General features: G+C 62.5%; 20 protein-coding genes. 10 read left to right on the forward strand and 10 right to left on the reverse strand.

The window, feature by feature from the left end; genetic code table 11:
• Positions 1-54 precede the first annotated feature (54 nt).
• The 3 genes from cobT to LAC81_RS14780 all read right to left on the reverse strand — a co-directional run bounded on the left by cobT (position 55) and on the right by LAC81_RS14780 (position 3,763).
• Entirely contained in the window at positions 55-1,950 is a 1,896-nt protein-coding gene (cobT, locus tag LAC81_RS14770) for a cobaltochelatase subunit CobT (RefSeq protein WP_223725401.1), read from the reverse strand.
• Between the two features lie 107 nt (positions 1,951-2,057).
• Positions 2,058-3,053: a cobaltochelatase subunit CobS gene (gene cobS, locus LAC81_RS14775; protein ID WP_113538703.1), complete on the reverse strand. Its 996-nt coding sequence runs from the start codon at positions 3,051-3,053 to the stop codon at positions 2,058-2,060.
• 74 nt (positions 3,054-3,127) lie between these two features.
• Positions 3,128-3,763, reverse strand: coding sequence for a J domain-containing protein (locus LAC81_RS14780; protein ID WP_223725402.1), 636 nt, complete (start codon positions 3,761-3,763; stop codon positions 3,128-3,130).
• Positions 3,764-3,910: 147 nt separating this feature from the next.
• On the opposite strand from LAC81_RS14780, the gene LAC81_RS14785 reads away from it, so the two are divergent.
• Complete coding sequence (locus LAC81_RS14785) at positions 3,911-4,192, forward strand: BolA family protein (protein WP_223725403.1); 282 nt, start codon at positions 3,911-3,913, stop codon at positions 4,190-4,192.
• A gap of 15 nt (positions 4,193-4,207) precedes the next feature.
• On the opposite strand, the gene LAC81_RS14790 is transcribed toward LAC81_RS14785, so the two are convergent.
• The 3 genes from LAC81_RS14790 to LAC81_RS14800 are packed head-to-tail and all read right to left on the reverse strand — an operon-like array spanning position 4,208 to position 7,231.
• The gene (locus LAC81_RS14790) at positions 4,208-5,518 is read right to left on the reverse strand and encodes an HlyC/CorC family transporter (protein WP_223725404.1); all 1,311 of its coding nucleotides are present in this window, start codon (positions 5,516-5,518) and stop codon (positions 4,208-4,210) included.
• Positions 5,515-6,648 (reverse strand): 3-dehydroquinate synthase, encoded by a 1,134-nt coding sequence (gene aroB, locus LAC81_RS14795; RefSeq protein WP_223725405.1) that lies wholly within the window; start codon positions 6,646-6,648, stop codon positions 5,515-5,517. Before aroB ends, LAC81_RS14790 begins: the two co-directional genes overlap by 4 nt.
• Complete coding sequence (locus tag LAC81_RS14800; protein WP_113538698.1) at positions 6,641-7,231, reverse strand: shikimate kinase; 591 nt, start codon at positions 7,229-7,231, stop codon at positions 6,641-6,643. Before LAC81_RS14800 ends, aroB begins: the two co-directional genes overlap by 8 nt.
• Positions 7,232-7,465: 234 nt before the next feature.
• Between LAC81_RS14800 and LAC81_RS14805 the strand changes: the two genes are divergently transcribed.
• From LAC81_RS14805 to LAC81_RS14825, 5 genes are all read left to right on the forward strand, one after another.
• Entirely contained in the window at positions 7,466-7,615 is a 150-nt protein-coding gene (locus LAC81_RS14805) for a hypothetical protein (protein WP_113538697.1), read from the forward strand.
• Positions 7,612-8,568 (forward strand): site-specific tyrosine recombinase XerD, encoded by a 957-nt coding sequence (xerD, locus tag LAC81_RS14810; protein ID WP_223725406.1) that lies wholly within the window; start codon positions 7,612-7,614, stop codon positions 8,566-8,568. Before LAC81_RS14805 ends, xerD begins: the two co-directional genes overlap by 4 nt.
• 64 nt (positions 8,569-8,632) lie before the next feature.
• Positions 8,633-9,586 carry an acetyl-CoA carboxylase carboxyltransferase subunit alpha gene (locus LAC81_RS14815; protein WP_223725407.1) on the forward strand — a complete coding sequence of 318 codons (954 nt, stop codon included), beginning with the start codon at positions 8,633-8,635 and terminating at the stop codon, positions 9,584-9,586.
• A gap of 267 nt (positions 9,587-9,853) precedes the next feature.
• On the forward strand, positions 9,854-11,302 hold the full coding sequence (locus LAC81_RS14820) for a L,D-transpeptidase family protein (protein ID WP_223725408.1): 1,449 nt from the start codon (positions 9,854-9,856) through the stop codon (positions 11,300-11,302).
• A complete protein-coding gene (locus tag LAC81_RS14825) occupies positions 11,302-11,538 on the forward strand; it encodes a sulfurtransferase TusA family protein (RefSeq protein ID WP_223725409.1) in 237 nt (78 codons plus the stop codon). The genes LAC81_RS14820 and LAC81_RS14825 overlap by 1 nt, the downstream gene beginning before the upstream one ends.
• 325 nt (positions 11,539-11,863) lie before the next feature.
• Here LAC81_RS14825 and LAC81_RS14830 read toward each other — a convergent pair whose 3' ends face one another.
• A complete protein-coding gene (locus tag LAC81_RS14830; RefSeq protein WP_223725410.1) occupies positions 11,864-13,033 on the reverse strand; it encodes a CobW family GTP-binding protein in 1,170 nt (389 codons plus the stop codon).
• A gap of 12 nt (positions 13,034-13,045) precedes the next feature.
• Complete coding sequence (locus LAC81_RS14835; protein ID WP_223727832.1) at positions 13,046-14,116, reverse strand: D-alanyl-D-alanine carboxypeptidase family protein; 1,071 nt, start codon at positions 14,114-14,116, stop codon at positions 13,046-13,048.
• A 202-nt stretch (positions 14,117-14,318) separates the two neighbouring features.
• On the opposite strand from LAC81_RS14835, the gene LAC81_RS14840 reads away from it, so the two are divergent.
• Entirely contained in the window at positions 14,319-15,482 is a 1,164-nt protein-coding gene (locus LAC81_RS14840) for a M20 aminoacylase family protein (RefSeq protein WP_223725411.1), read from the forward strand.
• Positions 15,483-15,501: 19 nt separating this feature from the next.
• Complete coding sequence (locus LAC81_RS14845; RefSeq protein ID WP_034806518.1) at positions 15,502-15,966, forward strand: Lrp/AsnC ligand binding domain-containing protein; 465 nt, start codon at positions 15,502-15,504, stop codon at positions 15,964-15,966.
• Between the two features lie 68 nt (positions 15,967-16,034).
• Here LAC81_RS14845 and LAC81_RS14850 read toward each other — a convergent pair whose 3' ends face one another.
• Positions 16,035-17,087, reverse strand: a complete 1,053-nt coding sequence (locus tag LAC81_RS14850; protein ID WP_223725412.1) for an NAD(P)-dependent alcohol dehydrogenase — start codon at positions 17,085-17,087, stop codon at positions 16,035-16,037.
• 217 nt (positions 17,088-17,304) lie between these two features.
• On the opposite strand from LAC81_RS14850, the gene LAC81_RS14855 reads away from it, so the two are divergent.
• Positions 17,305-18,243, forward strand: a complete 939-nt coding sequence (locus tag LAC81_RS14855; RefSeq protein ID WP_223725413.1) for an AraC family transcriptional regulator — start codon at positions 17,305-17,307, stop codon at positions 18,241-18,243.
• Positions 18,244-18,296: 53 nt separating this feature from the next.
• On the opposite strand, the gene LAC81_RS14860 is transcribed toward LAC81_RS14855, so the two are convergent.
• The gene (locus tag LAC81_RS14860) at positions 18,297-18,731 is read right to left on the reverse strand and encodes an Lrp/AsnC family transcriptional regulator (protein ID WP_223725414.1); all 435 of its coding nucleotides are present in this window, start codon (positions 18,729-18,731) and stop codon (positions 18,297-18,299) included.
• 126 nt (positions 18,732-18,857) lie between these two features.
• Here LAC81_RS14860 and LAC81_RS14865 point away from each other — a divergent pair, with 126 nt between their 5' ends.
• Entirely contained in the window at positions 18,858-21,914 is a 3,057-nt protein-coding gene (locus LAC81_RS14865) for an aminotransferase class III-fold pyridoxal phosphate-dependent enzyme (protein WP_223725415.1), read from the forward strand.
• Positions 21,915-21,948: the final 34 nt, after the last annotated feature.

A 21,948-nucleotide genomic window follows, 5' to 3' on the forward strand; every position in this document is an offset into this window, starting at 1 on the left:
GCTGACGCCGACTGGCGTTCGGAAGCGGCAAATGCCACCTCCGAACGAAATGGATTATCCAGCGCGACGCAGACGCGAGGAACCGCGGCGCTGGCTTTCATCTTCGAAGAGTGCGGCCAGCTGTTCGGTCATGGCGCCGGCAAGTTCGTCGGCATCGACGATGGTCACGGCACGGCGATAGTAGCGCGTCACGTCGTGGCCGATACCGATCGCCAGGAGCTCCACCGGCGAGCGGGTTTCGATCTGTTCGATCACTGCGCGCAGATGCCGCTCCAGATAGTTTCCGGGGTTGACCGAAAGCGTCGAGTCGTCGACCGGCGCACCGTCTGAGATCATCATCAGGATGCGGCGCTGCTCGCGGCGGGCCATCAGCCGCTCATGCGCCCACATCAGCGCCTCGCCGTCGATGTTTTCCTTGAGCAGGCCCTCGCGCATCATCAGGCCGAGGTTCCGGCGCGCCCGGCGCCACGGCGCGTCGGCGGACTTGTAGATGATATGACGCAGATCGTTCAGCCGGCCCGGCGCCTGCGGCTTGCCGCCGGCGAGCCATTTCTCGCGCGACTGTCCGCCCTTCCACGCCTTGGTGGTGAAGCCGAGAATCTCGACCTTGACGCCGCAACGCTCGAGCGTGCGCGCCAGGATGTCGGCACAGGTGGCGGCAACCGTGATCGGACGACCGCGCATCGAGCCGGAATTGTCGATCAGCAGCGTTACCACCGTGTCGCGGAAGTTGGTGTCCTTCTCGCGCTTGAAGGAAAGCGGCTGCATCGGGTCAATGATGATGCGCTGCAGGCGCGCCGTATCGAGATAGCCCTCTTCGAGATCGAACTCCCACGAACGGTTCTGCTGCGCCATCAGCCGGCGCTGCAAGCGGTTGGCGAGGCGCCCGACCGCGCCCTGGAGATGGGCAAGCTGCTTGTCGAGGAAGGCGCGCAGCCGATCGAGCTCGGCCTCGTCGCAAAGCTCTTCCGAAGCGGTGGTCTCATCGAACTCACGGGTGAAGACGGCGTAGTCGACCTTCTCGTTGAAGTCGGCAAAAGGCTGGTTCGGGCGCTTGACCTCACCCGGAGTCTCGCTGTCCTCGTCGCCTTCGTCCTGGAGATCGTCATCGGAGATCTCCGCGCCGTCCATCTCGCCTTCTTCCATCTGCTCTTCGGCAGCCTGGTTTTCATCGGCGGGGGCGGCATCGTCGCCGGCTTCCTCGTCGCTGGCGTTCTCGTCCTGTTCCTGGCTGCGCGGCTGGTCTTCGTCAGTCTCGCTTTCCTGCTCGTCCGGCTCGATGTCGTCGTCGCCATATTTCTCGGCGACATCCATCGACGTCAGCATGTCGCGCACGACACGGGCAAAGGCCTGTTGGTCGTTGATCGTCGACGACAGGTTCTTGATGTCGCCGGCGGCCTTGTCCTCGATGAACTCGCGCCAGAGGTCGAGCACCTTGCCGGCAGAAGCGGGCGGCTTCTCGCCGGTGAGCTTCTCACGCACCAGAAGCGCCACGGCTTCGCCGAGCGGTGCGTCCGCCTGTCGTTCGATCGTTGCGAAATTCGCCTTGGCGTATTTCTCCTCGAGCATGACGTTCAGGTTCTTGGCGACACCCGCCATGCGCAGCGAACCGATCGCTTCGACACGCGCCTGTTCCACCGCGTCGAAGATCGCGCGGGCATCCGCCCCTTGCGGCGACATGGTCGCGTGGATGCGCGCGTCGTGGCAGGCCTTGCGCAGCGCCATGCTGTCGCCGAGGCCGCGCGTGACGGCAAGTTCCTGCAGCGTCGGCCGCTTCGAAATCTCCGGCAGGCGGATGCGCTCGCCGGTCATGCCCGGCCGCTCATTGGCGAAGGCGACTTCCACTTCGGCATCGCCCGCGATCGATCGGATGCAGCCGGAAAGCGCCCGCTTGAACGGTTCCGCAGCATTCTCGCGCGTGGTTGGCTTTGCCTTCGAGTTCGAGCTCACGACAGTTCCTTCTTCAGCCAGAGGCGATGACGCCCAGGCAGAGCGTCATCGAGTTTGCCACAGCGTCATGGCCCGCCCTCCCCTTAAGAGGAAGACGGACAATGGGATCAGGCGGTAGCTTCGAGCACGATGTTGGCAGCGCTTTCCTTCAGCTCGATGCCGAAGGCGCGCTGGTAATGCTCGGCGACCAGCGCCCGTTCCAGCTCGTCGCACTTGTTGAGGAAGGTCACGCGGAAGGCGAAGGCGATATCGCCGAAGATATGGGCGTTCTCGGCCCAGGTGATGACCGTACGCGGGCTCATGACGGTCGACAGATCGCCATTGATGAAGGCGGCGCGCGTGAGATCGGCGACACGCACCATCTTGGAAACCGTTTCGCGGCCCTTGTCGGCGGTGAAGCCCTTGACCTTGGCGGCGACGATGTCGACTTCCTTGTCATGCGGCAGGTAGTTGAGCGTCGTGACGATCGACCAGCGGTCCATCTGTGCCTGGTTGATCTGCTGCGTGCCGTGATAGAGGCCGGTCGTGTCACCGAGGCCGACGGTGTTGGCGGTCGCAAACAGGCGGAAGGCCGGGTGCGGACGGATGACGCGGCTCTGGTCGAGCAGCGTCAGGCGGCCGGAGGACTCCAGAACGCGCTGAATGACGAACATCACGTCCGGACGACCGGCGTCGTATTCGTCGAAGACGAGCGCGACATTGTGCTGGTAGGCCCAAGGCAGGATGCCGTCCTTGAATTCGGTGATCTGCAGGCCGTCCTTGACGACGATCGCGTCCTTGCCGACGAGGTCGATACGGCTGACGTGGCTATCGAGGTTGACGCGCACGCACGGCCAGTTGAGGCGGGCTGCGACCTGCTCGATATGGGTGGATTTGCCGGTGCCGTGATAGCCCGACACCATCACGCGTCGGTTGTGGGCAAAGCCTGCGAGAATGGCGAGCGTCGTTTCGCGGTCGAAGAGGTAGTCCGGATCGAGGTCCGGCACATAGGCGTCGCCCTTCGAATAGGCAGGAACGCGCAAATCCGTATCAATGCCGAAAACCTCCCGGACCGAAACAGTCGTATCGGGGAGGTTGGAAATGTCGAGGTCAATCTTGCTCATCATGTCTCCAGAGCGGCCGCCGGACGGCACCCGCGCATTCGCCTGCAAAAGTGCTTCTGTAATAATCCGCGTTGTTAGCAGAAGCCAGCCTGTTTTAACAATTGGTAGGCTTGAATAACGGCGCGAAAACGCTCTTCCGATCCTCTGTCTCCGCCATTGGCATCCGGGTGATGCTTTTTGACGAGATCCTTGTAGGCGGCCTTGATATCCGCAGCCGTCGCCGAAGCGCCGAGGCCGAGGGTTTCGAAGGCTTTCGCCTCGAGCGTCTTCAACTTGCGCTGGCGTGGCTCCGGTCGGCCGGCGCGCGAGCGCGCTTCGCTGACAAAGCCAAAGGGATCACGCATACGCGCCTGGGCTCCCGCAGTACCGGATCGGGTCTGCGATTGGGTCGGGCCGTTCTTGGCGTTCTTGTTGACGCCGACGGTCCAGGTCGGCCGGTGCCCGGTCACCGCTTCCTTCTGGTAGCGGGCGACCTCGCTGTCGGACAGTCCGGAGAAATAATTGTAGCCCTTGTTGTATTCCTTCACGTGCTCGAAGCAGAACATGAAGTACTGCCCTTCGGCGTTGCGGCCGACGGGCGCCCGATGCACGCCCTTCTGATCGCAACCGTCCCATTGACAGACGGGTGCGGCAGGCTCCACCCGGGGCTCCACCTTGCGCCGGGTGCGAATGCGATCGAAGTATTTTGAATCGAGTCTCATGGCGCTCATTATGGGGTTTGGCCGAGGCCACAACAAGAATTGACAAAGCGGAATGTTGCTGGCTTTGTGCGGGCATTTTGCGCCGCCAGACCAGCGATTGCCGGGTACTGCGATCTGCGAGGGGGCGTCAAGCAAACAGCAAATTGGGACGGAAGAATGTCGCTCACGGAAACGATCGAAAAGAAGCTGATCGAAGCCTTTCATCCGGAGAGACTGGCGGTCATCAACGAGAGCCACATGCATGCCGGTCACCAGCCGGGTTTCGATGGCGGCGGCGAAACGCACATGCGGGTCCGCATTGTTTCGAGTGCCTTCACCGGCATGAGCCGCGTCGCCCGTCACCGCGCCATCAACGACCTCCTGAAGCCGGAACTCGATGCCGGCCTGCACGCCCTTGCCGTCGAGCCGGCCGCCCCTGGCGAAGCGACCCGCTGGTAGCGGTAAGACCGCCGATCAGCCGGAAGGAGCGGCACCGTCTTCCGCCGGGCGGATGCGCAGCTTGGTGATCCGGTTCTTCACCCGCTTCATCACGATGAAGCGCTTGCCGTGGAAGGTGAAGGCCTGGCGCTCCTCCGGAATGCTCTTCGACTCATGGATCACCAGCCCGGCGACCGTCGTTGCCTCCTCATCCGGCAATGACCAGTCGAGCGCTCGGTTGAGGTCGCGGATCGGCACCGAGCCGTCGACGACGATCGAACCGTCGGCCTCCTGCCGCACGCCCTGGATATCGAGGTCGTGCTCGTCGGCGATATCGCCGACGATCTCCTCCAGAATGTCCTCCAGCGTCACCAAACCCTGAACCTGACCATACTCGTCGACGACGATCGCCAGATGCAGCTTGCGGCGCAGGAACGCGTTGAGCTGATCCTTGAGATTGGTCGTGTCGGGCACGAACCACGGCTTCTGGGCGATCTTGACGATATCAAGGTTCTCAGGCTCGACGTTCGGTTCCGCAAGCGCTCGCAGCAAATCCTTGGAATGCACGACGCCGATGATGTTGTCGGTCGAGCCACGCCAGAGCGGCAGTCGCGTAAACGGGCTTTCGAGAATGTCGCGAACGCAGATTTCTGGCGGCTCATCGGCGTTGATCGCCCGCATGCTGGTGCGATGGATCATGATGTCGGAAATCTCGAGCTCGCCGAGATCGAGCACGCCACCCAACCGGTCGCGGTCGGCCTTGATCACCGAACCCTCGCGGTGCAGCAGGTCGACTGCGCCACGCAGTTCCTCCTGCGCCGAGAGCATCGACATATTGGCCGCGTGGTTGATGCCGAAAATGTTGAGCAGGCGCCGAACGAACCCGTTGACGAGGCTTGAAACCGGCCCAACGATCACGACGAAAAGACGAACGAGCGGCGCCACCGCAATCGCGAAGCGGTCAGGCGAGGCGATCGCCCAGCTCTTCGGCAGCACTTCCGAGAAGATGACGAGCAGCACGGTCATGACGAGCGTCGCGATCGCCACGCCGGAGTTGCCGAAAAGGCCGATCAACAGGCTGGTCGTCAGCGACGAGGCGAGGATGTTGACGAGATTGTTGCCGATCAACAGCGCGCCGATGAGCCGGTCGCGCCGTTCGATCAGCCGGTTGACGATGCCGGCGCGCGCCTCGCCGTTATTCTCCAGCGTGTGCATCCGCGAGCGCGACGCGGCCGTAAGCGCCGTTTCCGACCCGGAGAAGAAGGCAGAAAGCAGAAGCAGGCAGAAGACCGAAAGGATCGACAGCCAGTGCTCAGCCAGAAAGGCAATGAAGGCTTCGCCGGTCATTGCGGATGTTTTTCCCTCAGGAAGCTCAGAACCTCGGACGCCGGAACGTCATCGGCAACGAAGGACTGTCCGATGCCCTTGGTCAGGATGAAGGTGAGCTTGCCGCCCTTGACCTTCTTGTCCTGGGCGATCGCATCCATCAGCCTTTCGGCCGGCGGCAATGCGCCCGGGATTTCCGACATGCGCGTTGGCAGACCCACGGTCTTGAGATGCGCCTCGACACGCGCAGCGTCGTCGGGGCTTGCAAGGTTCATGCGCGCCGAGAACTGATGCGCCAGCACCATGCCGATCGAAACGCCCTCGCCATGCACCAGGCGAGCGCTGTCGTATTCGGTCGCCGCCTCCAGCGCGTGGCCGAAGGTGTGGCCGAGATTGAGCAGCGCGCGCAAACCGTTCTCGCGCTCGTCCGCCGCCACCACGTCTGCCTTTGCCTGGCAGCTGATCGCGATCGCCTCGATGCGGGCAGCACCGCCGGCAAAGACCGCCTGCCAGTTCTTTTCGAGCCAGGAGAAGAAGTCCGGCTTATCGATCAGACCGTATTTCGCGACTTCCGCATAGCCAGCGCGGAACTCGCGCGGACTCAGCGTGTCGAGCACGTCCGTATCGGCAAGGACGAGATCCGGCTGGTGGAAGACACCGATCAGGTTCTTGCCGTGCGGGGAATTGATACCGGTCTTGCCACCGACGGAGGAATCGACCTGCGCCAGCAACGATGTCGGGATCTGGATGAAGCGCGAGCCGCGCCGCACGATGCCGGCGGCAAAGCCGGTGAGATCGCCGATGACACCGCCGCCAAGAGCGATCACCGCATCGTTGCGCTCGATCCGGGCGCCGAGCACGGTCTCGCAGACCGGGATCAGGTGCTCGAAGCTCTTGGTCTTCTCGCCGGCCGGCAGCACGAGCGAAACGGCATCGATGTCACGCTCCTTCAGGCTCGCCATCAGCGGCTCGAGGTAGCGTGGCGCCACGTTCTCGTCGGTGATCACCGCCATCTTGCGCCCCTTGAGGCGGGCGGCGATCTCCTGGCCGGCGGCGGCAATCAGCCCGGGGCCGATCAGGATGTCATAGGAACGATCGCCGAGATCGACGCGGACCTTGCGTTCGGCAGCGGGCAGCGCATGGCTATTCATGGTTCTTCTTGTCCTGGTATTCGATGACGGCGGCGAGAACTTCTTCCACCATCGTCTCTTTCTTCACATCACGCGACAGCACGGTCAGATCCGCTTCCGAATAGATCGGGTAGCGCGCATTCATCAGGTTTTCGAGCGTCTGCTTGGGATTTTCCGTCTTCAGGAGCGGCCGGGTATCGCGCTTGTTGACCCGCTCCCAAAGCACGTCGAGCTCGGCGTTGAGCCAGACCGTCAGACCGCCCTTCTTGATCTGTCGGCGCGAACGCTCGTTGATATAGGCACCGCCGCCGGTCGAGACCACGCGCGGCCCGCTGCGCAGCAGGCGCTTCAAGACCCGTGTTTCGAGTGCCCGGAACTCCTCCTCGCCGTAGCGGGCGAAGAGATCCGTGATCGTCATGCGCGAGACGCGCTCGATCTCATGGTCGGAATCGACGAAGGGAATGCCGAGCGCCTGGGCCGTCAATCTTCCGATCGCCGACTTTCCGGCACCCATGAGGCCGATGAACACGAGATTGCGTTTACCGAGTACAAGCTTCGCCCGCTCGGCAAGCGTTGCGGAAACCGGTTCGATCACGTCGTTCATTGGACTTCTTATTCCCCATTCCCTTTCGGTATCGACAAATCGGGGTGTAGCGTCAAGTCGTCGCGCGCGTCCGCTCACGGTTCTTGAACTCGGCCGAAGTGGCGTTCATATAGGTCTGGCACCCGCCGTGCGCTGCGCGTTCACTCGAACCCGTGAAACGCACTGGCCGTTTGAACACCTGCATGCGTATCTTGCGTCCGCGTCGCACGAAGGGCACATGCAGAGGAGATTGAGATGCCGACCCTATTCCGGTTCCTGTTCTTCTGCGCCGTTATCGCCGGAATAGTGTATGGCACGATGGTCTCTCTCGTCACCTTCGTCGATCCGGTAGAGCGCGACGTGACCGTGAAGATCCCGTCCGAGCGGGTGAACAAGACCCAATGAGCGATCTTTCCGTAGCCCATGTCGAGGCCTTTCTCGAAATGATGAGTGCCGAACGCGGCGCTGCGGTCAACACGTTGCAATCCTATGAGCGCGACCTGGAGGATGCTTCTTCGCACCTGCGCACGCTCGGAGCCGGTCTGACGGGGGCGACGCCAGACGATCTTCGCAGCTACCTCGCTCATCTCGCCAGCCAGGGCTTCAAGCCTTCGTCGCAGGCGCGACGGCTGTCGGCGCTCCGGCAATTCTACAAGTTCCTCTACGCCGAAGGTATGCGCAGCGACGATCCTACTGGCATTCTCGACGCGCCCAAAAAAGGACGCAGCCTGCCGAAGACGTTAAGCGTCGACGATGTCTCGCGGCTGATCGGCCAAGCGGAAACCGAAGCTTCAGCCGGAGGGCCTGACCGGCTCGCCAGGCTGCGCATGCATGCGCTGATCGAACTGCTCTATGCAACCGGCATGCGCGTCAGCGAACTCGTGTCCCTGCCGGCAAGTGTGCTGGCGCAGAACGGCCGCTTCCTGGTCATTCGCGGCAAAGGCAACAAGGAGCGGCTCGTTCCACTCTCCCACGCCGCGATCCGCGCGATGCGGGCCTATGGCGAAACGCTCGCCGAGGAAGTGGCCAAGGAGGACGTGGGCAACCGCGAAAGCCCGTGGCTCTTCCCCTCCTCCGGCAAGCACGGCTTCCTGCCGCGCCAGGTCTTTGCGCGGGATCTGAAATCACTCGCCGCTCGGGCCGGCGTAAGGGTCGCCACGATCTCTCCACACGTGCTGCGGCATGCCTTCGCCAGCCACCTGCTCGCCAATGGCGCAGACCTTCGCGCGGTGCAGGAACTGCTGGGACATTCGGACATTTCAACGACACAAATCTATACGCATGTGCTGGAAGAACGGCTGCACAACCTCGTGCAAAACCATCACCCTCTTGCCAAACAGGCGAAAAAACAGGATTAGGACCGCCGGGCAGGCTGGTTTCGGCCCGCAGACCCTTGTCGCAAAATGATCGGAAACGCATCTCATGCACAACTATCTCGATTTCGAAAAGCCCATCTCCGACCTCGAAGGCAAGATTCTCGAATTGAAGAAGCTCGCCGGCGAAGACGAGAGCGTGAACACTTCGGATGAGATCGAACGCCTGGAGACGCGCGTCCGCGACGCGATGGTCGAGATCTACGCCAAGCTGACGCCCTGGCAGAAGACCCAGGTCGCCCGTCACCCCCAGCGCCCGCACTTCCTGGATTATGCCGCCGAGCTCTTCACCGAGTTCACGCCGCTTGCCGGCGATCGCAACTTCGCCAACGACGACGCCATTCAGGCCGGCCTTGCGCGGTTCCGCGGCATGCCGGTCGCCGTTCTTGGCCAGGAGAAGGGCAACGACACGAAGTCGCGCATCAAGCACAATTTCGGCAGCCCTCGCCCCGAAGGCTACCGCAAGGCAATCCGCGTCATGGAAATGGCCGATCGCTTCGGCCTGCCGCTGATCACGCTGGTTGATACTGCAGGCGCCTATCCGGGTGTTAACGCCGAGGAACGCGGCCAGGCGGAAGCCATCGCCCGCTCGACCGAGATGTGCCTGAACGTCCGCGTGCCGATCGTCACCGTCGTCATCGGCGAAGGCGGCTCCGGCGGCGCGATTGCGATTGCCACCGGCAACCGCGTCTACATGCTGGAACATGCGATCTACAGCGTCATCTCGCCGGAAGGTGCAGCCTCGATCCTCTGGCGCGATTCGACCCGCGCCAAGGAGGCCGCCAGCAACATGAAGATCACGTCGGAAGACCTGAAGGCGCTCGGCGTCATCGACGGCATCATTCAGGAGCCGGTCGGCGGCGCGCACCGCGACCCGGAAGCAGTCATCGGCCGTACCGGAACCGTGATCGCCGACGCGCTGAAGGAACTTTCCGGACGCAATGGCGACCAGTTGCGCACGGATCGCCGACAAAAGTACCTCAATATCGGCCGCAACCTCTAAGTCGGAGCGGGATGCGGGCGGAAATCCCGCGCCCTCTATCTCTATCCGCCCGGATCGGGCGCGATTGCGGGAGCAAATTTCGCAACTGCAAAGCGGAGTGTGGCCAAATCTTGGCCATATTCATGAGGTCATGAACAGCGCGTCGGCAGGCGTCCCCTGCAGGGTTAAGAATTCGTGAAGTATAATCGCTTAGTGATTCTCTGAAGAGCCCACCCCTCGCGGACTTGGGCTTTCCTAGTCGAGTTGGGTTTGAACGGGCCTCTGCTGATGCGTTTCAGGAACCTTGTAGCCTCCGCCGCCATTGTCGCCGCACTTGCCGGTTGCACCAATGAAACGCTGGATACGACGACGTCAGTCGACATCAAGTCCGTCAAGAACAAGACCGACTACCAGCTTTCTGCCCCGATGATCAGAAAGATGAGCGAACTCGGGATGCAGAAGCAGGCCCCGATCGCGCTGCGCATCTTCAAGGAGGAAGGCACGCTCGAAGTCTGGAAGGCCAACACCGCCAACCGCTTCCAACTCCTGAAGACCTATAAGATCTGCGCCTGGTCCGGCAAGCTCGGGCCGAAGGTGAAAGAAGGCGACCGCCAGGCGCCGGAAGGCTTCTACCCGCTCTTCCCGCACCAGATGAACCCCAATTCGAACTATTACCTGGCGATCAACACCGGCTACCCCAACGCCTTCGACAAGGCGAACGGCCGACAGGGTACGCACCTGATGATCCACGGCGCCTGCTCGTCGTCGGGTTGCTACTCGATGACCGACGAGCAGATGATCGAGATTTTCGCGCTTGCGAGGGATAGCTTCAAGGGTGGCCAGGAAAGCGTTCAGCTCCAGGCCTTCCCCTTCCGCATGACCGCGGAAAACATGGCACGCCATCGCAACAATCCGAATATCGATTTCTGGAAGATGCTGAAGGTCGGCTACGACCAGTTCGAGGTCACCAAGCGCCCGCCTGAAGTCAACGTCTGCGAGAAGAAATACGTCTTCAATCAGCAGGCCTCCGGCGCGTTCAATCCGAGCGGCCAGTGCCCAGCCATGTCGACCCCGCCGGCGCTGCAGGTCGCCATGTCGACCTTCGAAAAGAGCTACCAGACCGACTACGACAAGGCGATGAAGAAGTATGATGGCATGGTCTGGTACGAGCCGAGCGAAGCCGAGCGCAAGGCGATCGTCGCCAAGCAGCGCGTCGGCCGCGAACTCGCCTATGCGCCGACCGGCAACTCGCTTGACGCCGGCAAGATGATGAAGGCCAGCGATCTCGAGAAGAAGCTCGCCGATCAAAAGGAAGCGGAAGAAACGAAGCTGGCCGTCGAGATCCAGAAGAAGGAACTCGAAAAGGCAACCGACGGCGGCAAGCACGTGCCCGTCCCGGCTGCCAATCCCGTTCCGCAGCCAGTGATGCAGGCAGCCATCGAGCAGCCCAAGAAGTCCTTCTGGAGCCTGTTCTCCAAGAGCGAGCCTGAGCTTCAGATGCCTGCTCCGGTCGTCATCACACCGGATCAGGCAACAAATGCACAGCAGGCCGCCGTGCCGCCACAGGCTCAGGAGCCAGCAAAGGCCGAGAAGCAGGCGCGAGCCGCAGCGACCGCCGCTCCGCAGCAGACCGCGGCCGTTGCAACGGCACCCGCGCCCGATGCGGCTGCGGAAACGCCTTTGCTCACCGAAGAGCCGCCGAAGAAGCGCCCGTTCTGGAAGATCTGGGGCAATTGATGCCGGACGAACAAAAGATCGTCTACGACCTGAGGGGGCTTAAATGCCCCCTTCCCGTTTTGAAGACGCGCAAGCGCATGAGCACGCTGGCGCCTGGCGCACTGCTGGAGATCGAAACGACAGATCCTTTGGCGGTGATCGATATTCCACACTTCTGCAACGAGGACGGCCACAAGCTCGTGGAAGCGGCTCCCGCCGACGGCGGCCATCGGTTTCTCATCCGCAAGGGTGCCTGAGACGTACCAAGCCCGCAACGCGGCTTGGCTTGTGTTATGTGAGCGCGACTCCGGGCGGAAAACGCTTCGCACTTTTCCTGGAGCTTGCTTCAAACCTAAATCGCAACTCCGGACGGAAAACCGCTTCGCGCTTTTCCTGGAGCTTGCTTGAAACCTAAATCGCAACTCCGGACAGAAAACCGCTTCGCGCTTTTCCTGGAGCTTGCTTGAAACCTAAATCGCAACTCCGGTCGGAAAACCGCTTCGCGCTTTTCCTGGAGCTTGCTTGAAACCTAAATCGCAACTCCGGTCGGAAAACCGCTTCGCGCTTTTCCTGGAGCTTGCTTTAAAACCGCATGCCGGGCACGGCGAGTGGGTTGTCCGAAAGCGCCTGGGCGTCCGGCCGGTCGATGCGTGGCTTGCCGGTGAAGGCGTCGAAGAGGTCGCGGACGAAGGCCTCTTCCAACCCTTTGGTGATCAGCACCATGCGCGTGCGCCGATCATTCGGGTCCGGCCAGGCGGCGAGCCGCTCCGGCGTATGGAAGACGTTCTGCACCCCATGCAGCACCAGCGGCCGGTCCGGCCTGTCGGCAACCGCGACGATCGCCTTCATCCGAAGCAGCTTCTCGCCATGCGCCGAGCGCAGGAGATCGATGAACATGTCGAGCGCCATCGGCTCGATCGGACGGTCGTGCACGATGCTGAAGGAACGGATGTCGCCGCCATGTCGCGTCACATCATGGTGGAGATGATGATCGTGACCATGGTGATGTTCGTGGCCGTGGTGATGGTCCCCGTGATCGTGGTCACCGTGGTCGTGATGATGATGGTGGTCGTGGTGCGCCTCGTCCTGCAGCCAGCGCCCCACATCGGCGATCTTTGACGACGGGTCGTAGAGTCCGCAATCGAAAAGCTCGGCGCGTCCCGCCTCGGCGCTGTCGCCATCGATCAGTGGCGCACGCGGATTGAGCGCGCGAATCCGCGCCGTCAACTCGTCGCGTTGGGCAGCATCGGCGAGGCCGGTCTTGCTGATGACGATGCGGTCGGCGACGGCAACCTGCTTCAAAGCTTCTTCGTGGTTTGCAATCGTCTGCAGGCCGTTGACGGCATCGACGACGGTGACGACGCCATCGAGGCGAAAATTCTGCGCGATGATGGGATTGCCGATCACCGACTGCAGCACCGGCGCCGGATCGGCAAGCCCCGTTGTCTCGATGACGACGCGCTTCAGCGGCTTGATCTTGCCGGTCTGCATGCGATCCATGAGGTCGGCGAGCGTATCGACCAACTCGCCACGCACGGTGCAGCAGAGGCAACCGTCGGAAAGCTCGATGACGCCATCGCTGGAGGCTTCCACCAGCAGATGGTCGATCGAGACATCGCCGAACTCGTTGATGATGACGGCCGTGTCCGAGAGATCGGGGTCCTTCAGCAGCCGGTTGAGCAATGTCGTCTTGCCCGCACCGAGAAAGCCGGTGAGGATCGAGACCGGCACCGCCGGCAAGGGGCTAACCATCATGAACTCCGATCAGAATGTCGGCCGCGGCACGGGGATCGGCACATTGACGGCGTCACCTTGCGCGGTCTCTTCGGCGACGACCTTCGGCGCCTTCTCCCCGCTGCCGGCAATGAGGCCGGCAAAGGCGAGCTTCAGCGGCCGGTTGATTTCGTGGATATAGGGCGACAGCAGTTTCTGCCGTCCAGCCTCGTCGCGGCCTTCGCTGCGCACCTTGGCGGCCGCCTTCGAGCAGATCTGCTTGCTGACATCGGCCACCATGTCGCGCGTTTCGCCATAGGCCGGAATCTGTACCAGCGATGGCTTGCCGTTGCCGCTCGTCGTCAGCGCCATCTGCAACAGACGCGCGGATTCGTCGGTACGCGCGCCGAGGCTATCTTCGCCGAGCACGACCGATACGACGCTGCGGCCGTCACGGGTGGCTGACGATACCTGGTTGAAGCCAGAGGCGCAGATGAAGCCGGTCTTCATGCCGTCAGCGCCTTCGAAGCGGCCGATCAGCTTGTTGTAGTTCGGATAGTCCTTCTTGCCGGTAGTAATGCCCTCCAGCGAGAAATAGGAGGCGTATTGTGGGAATTCACGTTTCAGCGTGATTGCCAGCACCGCGAGATCGCGGGCCGTCGTGTACTGGCCGGCACCGGGCAATCCGTTGGGATTGATGAAGTTGGACGAGGTCATGCCGATGCGGCGCGCCTCGGCGTTCATGCGCTCGATGAAGGCGGGCTCGGAACCACCGACCGTCTCGGCAATCGCGACGGCGACGTCGTTTGCCGATTTGACCAGCATCATCTTCAACGCACTGTCGAGGGTCATTGCCTGGCCGGGCTTGTAGAACATCTTGCTCGGCGGCTCGGCCGCCGCATTCTTGGTCATGATGACGGGGCTCTCGAGCGTCAGCTGCCCGGACTTGATGGCGCGGAACGTCGTATAGGCCGTCATCAGCTTGGTCAGCGATGCCGGATACCATTTCTGGAAGATATCCTGGTGCTCGTAGACCTTCAGCGAATTGACGTCGACGACCAGCCTCGGATTGGCCGCGGCCGGCAGCGCCGCAAGAAGCGTTGCGCAGGCAAGCGCCGTCACTCCCAGTGCCTTCATCTTGCCACGCGTGAAAAATCCTGCTGTCACCACGATAGAACCTCGAAAATCCGCTGTTGCCTCGTCTCGTCCGGCTATTTAGCCTATATGGCGAGGAGATGGCAAAGCCCATTCACAGGGCCCACTGCCAATCCACCGCAGAGACGCAGATACAATTAGTAATCGAACAGACCGACAGGACGAACCGATGCCGATACTCAACCGTGCCGCCGAGCTACAGAACGAAGTCACCGAATGGCGGCGCCACCTGCACAAGAACCCCGAGCTCTTGTTCGCGGTGGAGAATACGGCAGCCTTCGTCGAAAAGAAACTGAAGGAATTCGGCGTTGACGAAGTCGTGACGGGCCTCGGCCGCACCGGCGTCGTCGGCCTGATCCGCGGCAATCTCGGCGCGGGCCGCACCATCGGCCTGCGCGCCGACATGGATGCGCTGCCGATCACCGAGACAAGCGGCAAGCCCTGGGCGTCGCAAACGTCTGGCAAGATGCATGCCTGCGGCCATGACGGCCACACGGCCATGCTCCTTGGAGCAGCGAAGTATCTCGCCGAGACCCGCAATTTCGCCGGCAGCGTCGCGGTCATCTTCCAGCCCGCCGAAGAAGGCGGTGGCGGCGGCAACGAGATGGTCAAGGACGGCATGATGGAGCGCTTCGCCATCGAAGAAGTCTACGGCATGCACAACATGCCGGGCATGGCCATCGGCCAGTTCGGCAGCCGCGTCGGTCCGATCATGGCCTCGACCGACGAATTCACCATCACCATCAAGGGCCGCGGCGGCCATGCGGCGCAGCCGCACAGGACGATCGACCCGATCATCGTCGGCACCCAGATCGTGACAGCCTTGCAGACGATCGCGTCCCGCACCGTCGATCCGCTCGCCTCGGTCGTCGTCTCCGTCACCAAGTTCAACGCCGGCTTCGCCCATAACGTCATTCCGGAAGACGCTGTTCTCGGCGGCACCGTGCGCACCCTCGTGCCCGAGGTGCGCGACATCGGCGAGAGCCGCATCCGCACGATCGCCGAGGGCGTTGCCCAGATCTACGGCGCGACCGTTACCGTCCAATACAACCGCAACTATCCGGTGACCGTGAACCATGCCGAAGAAACCGGCTATGCGCTCAAGGCCGCAGCCGAGATTGCCGGGACAAGCAACGTCAAGCCGTCGCTCGATCCGATGATGGGCGGCGAGGACTTCTCCTACATGCTGCTCGCGCGTCCCGGCGCCTTCGTCTTCATGGGCAACGGCGATACCGCCGGGCTGCACCACCCCGCCTACGACTTCAATGACGAGGCGATCCCGCACGGCATCTCCTACTGGGTGAAGCTCGCGGAAACGCGACTTGCCGCCTGAGGCATCGGTGGGAGGAACCATGCATCAGATCGACAAGATTGACCGTAGAATTCTCAACATCCTCCAGGCGGATGGACGTATCACCAACCTGGAGCTCGCCGATCGCATCGGTCTATCGCCGACGGCGACCAGCGAGCGGCTGCGCCGACTGTTGAAGGAGGGATACGTCTCGGGTTTCGGCGCGCGGCTCGATCCGCAGAAGCTCGGCTTCGGCCTGCTCGTATTCATCGAGGTCATGCTCGACAAGACGACGCCCGACGTCTTCGACCAGTTTGCCGCCGCCGTCAAACAGGCGCCGGCCGTGCTCGAATGTCACATGGTGGCAGGCGGCTTCGACTATCTGGTCAAGACCCGCTTCGAGGACATGGCGGCCTACCGCAATTTCCTCGGCCAGGTGCTCTGGACGCTTCCGGGCGTCAAGGAGACCCGCACCTATGCGGTGATGGAGGAGATCAAGAACGACGGACCGCTGCCACTGGTGTGAGCTTCCGTCGCAGGAAGATGGGAAACGGCCCGGGGATCTGCTCAGACCCCGGGCCGTCTGCTTTCAGCTTAGGCGGCGTCGTGCAGCGACGCCATGTCGATCACGAAGCGGTAGCGCACATCGCTCTTCACGACGCGTTCATAGGCTTCGTTGATCTCCTGGATGCGGATCGTTTCGATTTCCGAGACGATGTCGTGCTCGCCGCAGAAGTCGAGCATCTCCTGGGTTTCCTTGATCGAGCCGATCATGGAGCCGGAAATGCTGCGGCGGGCCGGCACCAGCGAAAACGCATGCACCGGCACGGCGTTTTCCGGAATGCCGACGAGCACGAAGTCGCCATCGACCTTCAGAAGGTTGAGGTAGGCATTCCAGTCGATCTCGGCGGCAACCGTGCAGATGATGAGATCGAACGTGCCTGCCAGCGCCTTGAAGGTCTCGGGATCGTTGGTGGCATAGTAGTGGTCGGCACCGAGCTTCAGCCCGTCTTCCTTCTTGGAAAGCGTCTGGCTGAGAACGGTGACATCCGCGCCCATGGCATGCGCCAGCTTGACGCCCATGTGGCCGAGGCCACCCATGCCGACGATCGCGACCTTCTTGCCGGGACCGGCCTTCCAGTGGCGCAGCGGCGAATAGAGCGTGATGCCGGCGCACAGCAGCGGCGCGGCAGCGTCGAGCGGCAGGTTTTCCGGGATCGACAGAACGTAGCCTTCCTTGACGACGATGCTGTCGGAATAGCCACCCTGGGTCGGCGTCTTGCCGTCGGCTTCGACGCCGTTATAGGTCGCGATCAGCCCGGGCATGTAGTGTTCCAGGTCCAGGTCGCGGGTGGCGCAGGTGGTACAGGAATCGACGAAGCAGCCGACGCCGGCACGATCGCCGACCTTGAACGTGGTGACCTTAGGGCCGACCGCCGTCACGATGCCGACGATCTCGTGGCCGGGGACCATCGGGAAGGCCGAATTGCCCCATTCATTGCGGGCCTGGTGAATATCCGAATGGCAGACGCCGCAATACTTGATCTCGATCACCACATCGTCGTCGCGCGGTTCGCGACGCTCGAAGGTGAAAGGCGTAAGCGGCTTGGATGCATCGGTCGCCGCATATCCTCTTGCAATGGCCATCAGTCTGTCCTCATTTTGGGAAAGGGTGCAGGTCCGGAGGGAGCCCGGCCTGACGCAGCCGGACTATGGCGGTACGGACGCCGCAAGCGTTAGAGCGATCCTGCAAAGTTTTTGCACGATCCTGCGAGAATGAGATAAGGCCACTGGAGATAGGACACGAAAGGCTTATCTGGTCATCACGTCAGACAATGCTAAGCCGCTGGAAAGACCGTAGATTATGACAATCACGCGACAAACCGCCCGCCACGAGATGATCGATATCATTGCCCGGTTCGCCGAAAAGGACGGCGATCGCATGACCGGTATTTCCGGCCTGAGCGTCCATCGCCATGGCGGCGAGGCGCCGGTCAATTGCTCTGCCTACCGGCCGAGCCTGGCGATTATCGTGCAGGGTGCGAAGCGCGTGGTTCTCGGCGAGGAGACATTGATCTACGGCGCGTCCGACTATCTCCTGACCTCGATCGACCTGCCGGTTCTCTCGCAGGTTTGCCAATCCTCGGCGGAGGAGCCCTATCTCAGCATGGCCTTCACGCTCGATCCCGGCAAGATCCAGGCGCTGCTGGCCTCGCTCAGCCAGTGGCCGGCACCCACGGCCTCACCCCGCGGCATGACGGTCAGCAAGATCACCACCGAACTCGAAGATGTGGCCCTTCGGCTCCTGCGCCTGCTTGAGCGGCCGGATGACGTCCCGGCGCTGCTGCCGCTGATCGAGCAGGAAATCCTCTACCGCCTGCTGACCGGACCGCACGGCCACCGCCTCGGGCAGATGGCGACCACCGACAGCCAGCCGCATCAGGTGGGGCGCGCCGTCGCCTGGCTGAAGGAACACTACTCTCGGCCGCTCCGGATCGACGACCTCGCCAACCGCGTGTCAATGAGCGTCTCGTCGCTGCACCATCACTTCAAGGCGATCACCGCCATGAGCCCGCTGCAATACCAGAAGCAGCTTCGGTTGCAGGAGGCGCGCCGGCTGATGCTGGAGGAGAGCCTCGACGCCGGCGACGCCGGCCATCAGGTCGGCTACGAAAGCCAGTCGCAGTTCAGCCGCGAATATTCCAGGCATTTTGGAGAGCCGCCGATGCGCGACATCGGCCGCGTGCGCCGCTCGCTGCTCGATCGCTTCGCTGGTGAAACGGAAATGCTCAGCGAAGGCTGAAGCGATTCCGTTCAATATCGCCTTGGTATCGGGCAACCAGTATCCCGAGGCTATCAACTCCGCTCGATATCCCGTCGGAGCACGATCGAGGTCGTCAGGTCCTCGACATTCTCCATCGTCGCCACTTCGTTGCGAAGCTCGTTGAGTGCATTGATCGATCCGACTTCGACCTCGACGACAAGATCCAGTTGGCCACTGACGGACGACACCTTGCGGACGGCGGAGACGCCGGCGAGCCGGTCGAGCACACCGATCGATGGCGTGCGCTTCAGGGTCACCAGCAGGAAAGCGTGGATGGTGCCTTCGTCCAGCTGACCGATATCGGCGCGATAGCCCCTGATGATACCGGCCTTCTCCAGCCTGCTCACCCGCTCCGTCGTTGCGCTTCGGGAAAGTCCGATCCTGCCCGCCAGCGACTTCATCGGGATGCGCGCCTCGCGCGTCAGGATGCTGAGGATGGTGCGGTCAATCGCGTCTATGTCGTTCAAGTTTCGTCCTCCGGCCGCACCGACAAGATGACGGTTATTATAAACAAAGTGCCGGTGCAACCGGCATATTGCCGGATGCATCGTGGCGCAGCCCGTGTAAATCTCCTGGTCGAGATGAGGATCCCCATGAACGATATGCTGACGACCACGCCTGACTTTTCGACCGAAGCGGCGGCCGCGCTGCTGAAGGAGCACTACGGCCTCTCGGGCGCGCTCGCGCTTCTTGCCAGCGAACGCGACCAGAACTTCAAGGTCGAGGCTGAAGACGGCAGCACCTCTATCCTGAAGATCATCAATGCCGCCGAACCTGAAGTCGAAAGCGATTTCCAGACGGCGTTGCTGAAGCATGTCGGCACCCATGCCGCCGATCTGCCTGTGCCACATATTCGTCCGACATTGACCGGAGCGAGCCTCGCTTCGACGACAAGCGTGCGTGGCGTCAGCCATCGTCTGCGGCTTGTGAGCTGGGTCGAGGGCCTGCCGCTTGCCGAAACCGGGCGTAGCGACGCAGCGCTACGGTCGCTTGGGCAGATGCTCGGCCGCTTCGATGCCTCGCTCAAGGGTTTCATGCATCCGGGCGCGCTGCGCGACCTCGACTGGGATATCCGCCATGCCGGCCGCTCGGCCGATCGGCTGCACCATGTCGCTTCCGCCGACGATCGCGCTCTGCTGGAACGCTTCCTTGCCCGCTTCGAAATGACCGTGGCGCCGCGACTTGCCACGCTTCGCGCCGCCGTCATCCACAACGATGCCAACGACTGGAACGTGCTGGTTGCCAAGGCCGATCATGACCACATCTCCGGCCTGATCGATTTCGGCGACGCGCTGCATGCGCCCGTGATTGCCGAGGTGGCGATTGCGGCTGCCTATGCCGGCCTCGACCATCCCGATCCAATCGGCGCCGCCGCCGCGATCGCCCGTGGTTTCCACGCGGAGTATCCGCTGACCGAGGATGAGGTCGACCTCCTCTTCGATCTCATCGCCATGCGCCTCGTCACGTCCGTGACCATTTCGGCGTCCCGCCGCGCCCATACTGACGACAATCCCTATCTCGCAATCAGCGAACGGCCGGCCTGGACGCTGTTGCGCAAGCTCGACCGGATGAACCCGCGTTTTGCCACCGCCATCCTGCGCAAGGCCTGCGGCTTCGAGGCAACCCCGGGCGCACACGCGATTGCCGCCTGGATCCGCGAGAACCGCAAGTCGCTGAAGCCGCTCCTTAAGCGTCCGGCGGCCACCTACCCGGCAGCGCTCGTTCCCTATGGCGACCCGCAGCATCCGATGACGGTGAAATCCGCAGGCGAACGGCCGGATGAGGCCCAGGCGATCTGGGAAGACTATTGCCGCGAGCATGGCGTCGAGCTCGGCATCGGCCCCTTTGGCGAAGAACGTACCGTCTATGCCGGCGAAATGTTCGTCTCGCGCTTCATCGACCACACCCGCCGCACCCGCCATCTCGGGCTCGACCTGTTCATGGCCGCCGGCACCAAGCTCTACACCCCGCTTGCCGCGACCGTCGTCAGCGTCGAGATCGAGAAAGACCCGCTCGGCTATGGCTGCCTGATAGCACTTCGCCACGAGCCCGAGGGCTGCCCGCCCTTCGTCACGCTCTGGGGTCATATGGCGCACGAAGCCATGGGACGCATCAAGGCCGGTGACAGGCTTGTGGCTGGCGCGCTCGTCGGCGAAATGGGGGCTCCAAAGGAGAACGGCGGCTGGGCGCCGCATCTGCATCTGCAGCTTTCCGCCGATACCAGCCTGACGGCGACCGAAATCCTCGGCGTCGGCGAGCCGCAGTTTCTCGACGTCTGGGCCGAACTCTTCCCCGATGCCCACACCTTTGCCGGCATTGCCGAGGAGTTCTACGAGAAGAAGGGTCGCTCGCACGAGGAGATCGTCAGAAGGCGCAAGGAACTGCTCTTGCCGAACCTTTCGATCTCCTACGACAAGCCGATCAAGTTCGTGCGCGGCGAAGGCGTCTGGCTGATCGACGACAGCGGCCGCGCCTATCTCGATTGCTTCAACAATGTCTGCCACATCGGCCACGCCCATCCGGCGGTGGTCGAGGCAATGGCCAAGCAGGCGGCGATCCTCAACACCAACACCCGCTACCTTCACGACAACATCGTCGCCTATGCCGAGCGGCTGACGGCGACGCTGCCGAAAGAGTTGACGGTTGCCGGTTTCGTCAACAGCGGCTCGGAGGCCAATAGCCTGGCGCTCCGGCTGATGCGCGCCCATACCGGCCGCGAGAACGCGATCACGCTCGACTGGTCCTATCACGGCACGACACAGGAGCTGATCGATATCAGCCCCTACAAGTTCCGTCGCAAGGGCGGCAAGGGTCCGAAGCCGCATGTCCATGTGGCGACCATTCCCGACAGCTATCATGCGCCGGCGGACTGGCCGGCCGAGGAACACGGCAAGCGCTTCGCCGAAACCGTCGCCGAACTGATCGCAGCGATGAAGGCCAAGGGCGAAGGTCCGGGCTTCTTCATTGCGGAATCGATCCCGAGCGTCGCGGGCCAAGTGTTCCTGCCGGAGGGCTACCTGAAGGAAGTCTATCGCCTCGTGCGCGAAGCCGGCGGCGTCTGCATCGCCGACGAAGTGCAGGTCGGTTTCGGCCGCGTCGGCAGCCATTGGTGGGCCTTCGAGACACAAGGCGTCGTGCCTGACATCGTCACCATGGGCAAGCCGATCGGCGACGGCCATCCGCTCGCCGCCGTCGTCACGACCCGCGAAGTCACCGACAGCTTCAACAACGGCATGGAATACTTCAACACCTTCGGCGGCAACCCGGTCTCCTGCGCCGTCGGCCTCGCCGTGCTCGATGTGATCGAGGGACAGGATCTGCGCGGCAACGCGCTTTCGGTCGGCAACTATCTGATGGATGCCTTCCGCGCCATGCAGGCCCGCTACGAGGTGATCGGCGACGTGCGCGGCATGGGTCTGTTCCTCGGCATCGAGCTTGTCACCGACCGCAAGACCAAGGCGCCCGCGACCGAATTCGCCCGCGCCGTCTCGAACGGTGCCCGCCGTCGCGGCGTGCTGATGGGCACCGAAGGTCCGCATGACAACATCTTGAAAATGCGTCCGCCGATGATCTTCTCGAAACGCGATGCGGACCATCTCATCGCCGTCCTCGAAGAGACCTTCGCCGACGTGGCAAGCAGACTCGGCTAACGCCGGAGCGAATACAGCAAAACGACAGTCGATT

The organism is Ensifer adhaerens, from assembly GCF_020035535.1.
Lineage (GTDB): Bacteria > Pseudomonadota > Alphaproteobacteria > Rhizobiales > Rhizobiaceae > Ensifer.